The sequence below is a fragment of the Corynebacterium sp. CTNIH16 genome (assembly GCF_032821655.1).
Taxonomy (GTDB): domain Bacteria; phylum Actinomycetota; class Actinomycetes; order Mycobacteriales; family Mycobacteriaceae; genus Corynebacterium; species Corynebacterium marquesiae.
In genome coordinates this window covers 1-557 of the sequence record NZ_JAVBIG010000038.1, presented here as the reverse complement: position 1 = coordinate 557, position 557 = coordinate 1, and the positions used below count along the sequence as shown (strand labels likewise).

The 557-nt window shown below is 55.1% G+C and carries 1 protein-coding gene; it reads left to right on the top strand.

Features of this window, described 5'->3' with window-relative positions:
- The coding region (locus RAE04_RS11700; protein WP_317027470.1) for an IS3 family transposase at positions 1-557 on the top strand (557 nt) is incomplete at both ends.

Here is a 557-nt window from a genome sequence, read left to right as displayed (position 1 = left end):
CTACCTAAAAAAATTGCGGGACTTGAGGAATCAGGGACACGCCTGAAAGTCCAAGCGATCGTCATCCTCAAGTCTCACCACCGCTTGGAGTACCTCCTAGAGGCAGCCGGTATGCCGCGGGCGACATTCTTCTATCACCAGAAACGACTCAGCGAGCCAGATAAGCACGCTGCGATCAAGAACGCGATCCTAGAAAGCTTCGAGGCTAACAAGCATCGCTACGGCTACCGGCGAGTGCTGCTGGACCTGCGCAACAAGGGCTGGGTGATCAACCACAAACTCGTTTACAAACTCATGCGCCAGATGGGGCTTCGGGCCAAGATCCGCCAACGCAGGCCGTATGTTTCCTACGCAGGAACTATAAGCCGCATTGCTGACAACAAGCTTGACCGCAAGTTCACCCCAGACACGCCAAACACCGTCTTTGTCAGCGACGTCACCGAGTTTAGGGTCGCAGGCCGAAAAGTGTATTTGTCACCAGTGATGGACTTGTTCGACCGCTCAATCGTCGCTCACACCGTAGCTACATCGCCGACGGCAGCGTTTACCGCCGAATC